Origin of the sequence: Bauldia sp., assembly GCF_020442045.1 — a bacterium.
Lineage (GTDB): Bacteria > Pseudomonadota > Alphaproteobacteria > Rhizobiales > Kaistiaceae > Bauldia.
Window position 1 is genome coordinate 1 of sequence record NZ_JAGRLA010000135.1, and the last position, 3878, is coordinate 3878.

4 protein-coding genes are annotated in these 3878 nt (G+C 66.9%); 3 read left to right on the forward strand and 1 reads right to left on the reverse strand.

Annotation, left to right across the window (positions count from 1 at the left end; genetic code table 11):
* Window positions 1-32 precede the first annotated feature (32 nt).
* A complete protein-coding gene (locus KDJ86_RS15420) occupies window positions 33-473 on the reverse strand; it encodes a transporter substrate-binding protein (RefSeq protein WP_291747724.1) in 441 nt (146 codons plus the stop codon).
* Between the two features lie 305 nt (window positions 474-778).
* On the opposite strand from KDJ86_RS15420, the gene KDJ86_RS15425 reads away from it, so the two are divergent.
* From KDJ86_RS15425 to KDJ86_RS15435, 3 genes are all read left to right on the forward strand, one after another.
* The gene (locus KDJ86_RS15425) at window positions 779-1822 is read left to right on the forward strand and encodes a sugar ABC transporter substrate-binding protein (RefSeq protein WP_291747727.1); all 1044 of its coding nucleotides are present in this window, start codon (window positions 779-781) and stop codon (window positions 1820-1822) included.
* Window positions 1823-1919: 97 nt separating this feature from the next.
* Window positions 1920-2927: an ABC transporter permease gene (locus KDJ86_RS15430; RefSeq protein ID WP_291747730.1), complete on the forward strand. Its 1008-nt coding sequence runs from the start codon at window positions 1920-1922 to the stop codon at window positions 2925-2927.
* Window positions 2928-2929: 2 nt separating this feature from the next.
* A complete protein-coding gene (locus KDJ86_RS15435; RefSeq protein WP_291747733.1) occupies window positions 2930-3877 on the forward strand; it encodes an ABC transporter permease in 948 nt (315 codons plus the stop codon).
* Window position 3878: the final 1 nt, after the last annotated feature.

A 3878-nucleotide genomic window follows, 5' to 3' on the forward strand; every position in this document is an offset into this window, starting at 1 on the left:
AGCGTGCGGGCGATACGGTTGGTCTCCCAGCCTCAGATGTAGTTCGGGCCGACGAGGAAGTCGCGCTCGCCGAAGCGCGGAATCACATGGGTGAGGAGCGGGACGATCTGCTGGTTGGGGCAGGCGCCGAGATAGACGACCCGATCGGAGCACTCGTAGCCCTCGTAGGGGCAGGGGTACCAGAGGAGGGCATTGCCCTTCTCCATCGCCGGGATCATCTCCTTGCGGCTCCACGAGGTGATGCCGCCGACAACATGGCGCGCGCCTTGCGCGATCAGCCGCTCGGCGATCGCCTGGTAGCGGTCGGCGACGCCCTCGGGCTCGCCGGTCAGCGGCACCAGCGTGAAGGGGAAGGCGGGGTCGTCGTTGACCTCGCCGAGCGCCGTCAGCGCGCCGTCAAAGGCGTCGCGCCCGAGCAGGGCATAGGGCCCCTGCCTCGAGAAGAGGACGCCGATCGGATAGCTCTGCGTCATCGCGCGGTCTGCCCCTGCCAGCCGTCGTCACAACAAAAACCCCGCTTCCGCGCATGCGCCACGATGCGGGAAAGACGGGGCCAAACTGCCATCCGGCGTGTCGGAGCCGGTATGTCGTGAAAACCTTCGCCGACCAGACTATGCGCTCCTCCCGGCGAGTCAAGGAGCGGTGGGGCGCGGGCGGCGGAATATCGGGCATGTGCAAAAACCCGGCAGATCAATAATGGATATTGCACGCGATATACGTTTTCAGTAGGATGAGCGCAGACGGTGTCGGGAGGACGCCGCCAAATGGGAGGATCAAGATGACATCTCTGAAACGGCCGGGATTCCCGGCTGCCCTCGGCGTATTGGCGATCGCGGCGACCGCCTTCGCAACCGGAGCGTTCGCCTCCGACAACAAGATCGCCCTGATCCCGGGCGGACCGCATCCCTATTTCGCCCCCTGGGAACAGGCCGCCGCCGACGCCCAGAAGGACTTCGGCATCGCCGCGGTGGACTTCAAGGTTCCGGCCGAATGGAAGCTCAACCTGCAGACCGAGCTGCTCGAGAGCCTCGCGGCGCAGGGCTATAACGGCTTCGGCATCTTCCCCGCCGATCCGGTCGGCATCAATTCGACGGTCGCCGAGCTCGCCTCGGCCGGCATCCCCTCGGCCGCGCTTGCCGGCTGCACGCAGGACCCGAGCGACGTCGCCTTCTGCCTCGGCACCGACGTCTATAACTCGGCCTATCTCGGCACCAAGGCGCTGATCGAGGCGATGGGCGGCAAGGGCAACATCGTCCATCTCGCCGGCCTGCTGGTCGACCCCAACACGACGCTCCGCGTCAAGGCGGTGGAGACCGCCGTCGCCGAGACCAACGGCGCCGTGACCCTGATCCAGACCGTCGCCGACACCGACGCCCAGGAAGCCGCCGACCAGAAGATCAACGCCCTGCTCGGCGCCCAGAAGGACGAGATCGACGGCATGATCGCCACCGGCTACATCCCGTCGGTGGTCGCCTCCAAGTCGCTGCGGACGCTTGGCGACAAGCGCATCAAGTTCATCGGCATCGATGACGACCAGATCGTCCTGGAAGCGATCAAGGACGGCTTCGTCGCCGGCACGATGGCCCAGAACCCCTACGGCCAGGGCTATATCGGCGCCTATGTCATGGACCTGATGGCGAGCGGCGAATGCACCGTCAAGGACGACGCGCCGTGGATCGAGACGCCGCAGACCGCGAAGTTCATCGACTCCGGCACGCTGGTGATCAACCAGGCCAACCTCGACAGCTACAAGGATGATCTCAAGAAGATCACCTCCGACATCCAGGGCAAGTTCAAGGACACCTATCTGAACTGCCAGTAAGGGTGCGGCCCCGGATTATCCAGCCTCGTCCGGAACGGAGCGCTCCGTTCCGGACATTCCGCCCGGCGCGGAGTGACTTGAGCAGAGCGGTCCCCTGATGAGCGATGATGCAATCCGGGATACGCCGGTCCGGCGGCGACTGAGCCTCGGCGGCGCGTCGGGCCAGATCGGCCTGCTTGCCATCGTCGTCATCCTGTGGGTGATCTTCTCGTCGCTGGCGCCCGGCTTTCTCTCGACCTTCAACCTCTTCAACCTCGGCCGTTCGCTCGCGGTCGACATCGTCATCGGCTTCTCGCAGATGGTCGTTCTGGCGACCGGCGGGATGAATCTCGCGGTCGGCTCGATCGGCGTCTGCGCGGTGATGGCGACCGGCTTCCTGCTCCAGGATCTCGGCCTGCCGATTCCGGTCGCCGTGGCGCTGGCGCTGGCCCTCGGCGCGCTGCTCGGCTGGCTGAACGGCATCGCCATCGTCAAGACCGGCGTCAACAGCTTCATCATCACGCTGGCCAGCGCCAGCCTCTATCTCGGCGCCATGCTGATCCTGACCAAGGCGGTTCCCTATAGCGAGCTGCCGGCCGCGGTCGGTGCCTTCGGCCGGCTGAAGATCGGCACATTCCTGTCGCCGCTCCTCGTCATCGCGATCCTGATCGGCGCGGCGCTGTTCGTGCTCTACCGCTTCTCGACGCTCGGCCGGCAGATTCTGGCCGCCGGCGCCAATGCGCGCGCCGCCGCGATGTCCGGCGTCCCGGTCGATCGCGTCATCGTCTTCAGCCATGCGCTGTCCGGCTTCCTCGCCGCCTGTGCGGCGCTGATGCTCGTCGCGCGCCTCGGCGCGGCCGTCCCCTCGGTCGGCGGCGAGGAATGGCTGCTGCCCTCCTTCCTCGGCCCGGTCCTCGGCGGCACGCTGCTCTCTGGCGGTTCGGTGGCGGTGATCGGCACGATGATCGGCGCGGCCCTGGTCACCACCATCCGCAGCGGCCTGCTCGTGCTCCAGATCGGCAATTTCTGGCTCCAGCTTTTCCTCGGCCTGATCCTGCTTTTCGCCGTGATGGCCGACCGCTATCGCGGCGTCTATGCCGAGCGGCGCTCCACGAGGCAACGCTAGCCATGCTCCGCCGTCTGCTCGTCGTCGAATGGTCCGGCCTGCTTGTGGCGATCCTTCTCGGTGGAATCGTCCTCGCCTTCCTAGCGCCGAACTTCCTGACCGAGTTCAATATTTACGTCATGCTCAGGAGCTTCTGCGTCGCGCTGCTGGTCGGCTTCGCCCAGATGGTGACGCTCGGCGTCGGCCAGATGAACATCTCGGTCGGCGCGCTCGGCGGTCTCGTCGCGATCTCGCTCGGCGGCATGCTGGAGGTGCTCGGCTTTCCGCTGATCCTGGCGGTTCCGCTCGCCCTCGCGATCGGCGCGGCCGGTGGCCTGATCAACGGCGTGCTGACGGTGAGGACCGGCATCAACGGCTTCATCATCACCCTCGCCACCGCGTCCGCCTTCACCGGCATCAACCTCGGCATCACCGAGTCGATCCCCTTCTACAACATGCCGCCGGCGCTGGTCGCCTTCGGCGAGCAGCGCTTCTACGCCTTCCCCTATCTCCTCGTCGCGCCGCTCATCGTCGCGGCGCTGCTCGGCGTCTTCTTCACCCGCACGGCGCCCGGCCGGCAGCTCCTCGCCTATGGCGGCAACCCGACGGCGGCGCGGCTTTCCGGCATTTCCGACGAGCGGGTGATCGTGCTCGCCCATGTGCTCTCCGGCACGCTCGCGGCAGGCGCCGCGGTGCTTGCCGTCGCCCAGCTCGGCTCCGCCCAGCCGACGATCGGCGCCGACTGGCTGCTCCTGTCCTTCGCCGCCCCGATCATCGGCGGCGCCGCGCTGACCGGCGGCTATATCTCGGTGCTCGGGACGATGTTCGCGGTGGTGCTGATCGCCCTGATCGAGAACGGCATGGTGCTCGCCAAGGTCGATCCCTACTGGGTCCAGTTCCTGCTCGGCGCGCTGATCCTCGCGGCGGTGTGGCTGAACCGCTGGCGGGCGGTCCGGACGGGGACGGCCTGAG

Coding starts and splice junctions, on each gene's coding strand:
- KDJ86_RS15420 (WP_291747724.1), bottom strand. CDS start 473: ATGACGCAGAGCTATCCGATCGGCGTCCTCTTCTCGAGGCAGGGGCCC.
- KDJ86_RS15425 (WP_291747727.1), top strand. CDS start 779: ATGACATCTCTGAAACGGCCGGGATTCCCGGCTGCCCTCGGCGTATTG.
- KDJ86_RS15430 (WP_291747730.1), top strand. CDS start 1,920: ATGAGCGATGATGCAATCCGGGATACGCCGGTCCGGCGGCGACTGAGC.
- KDJ86_RS15435 (WP_291747733.1), top strand. CDS start 2,930: ATGCTCCGCCGTCTGCTCGTCGTCGAATGGTCCGGCCTGCTTGTGGCG.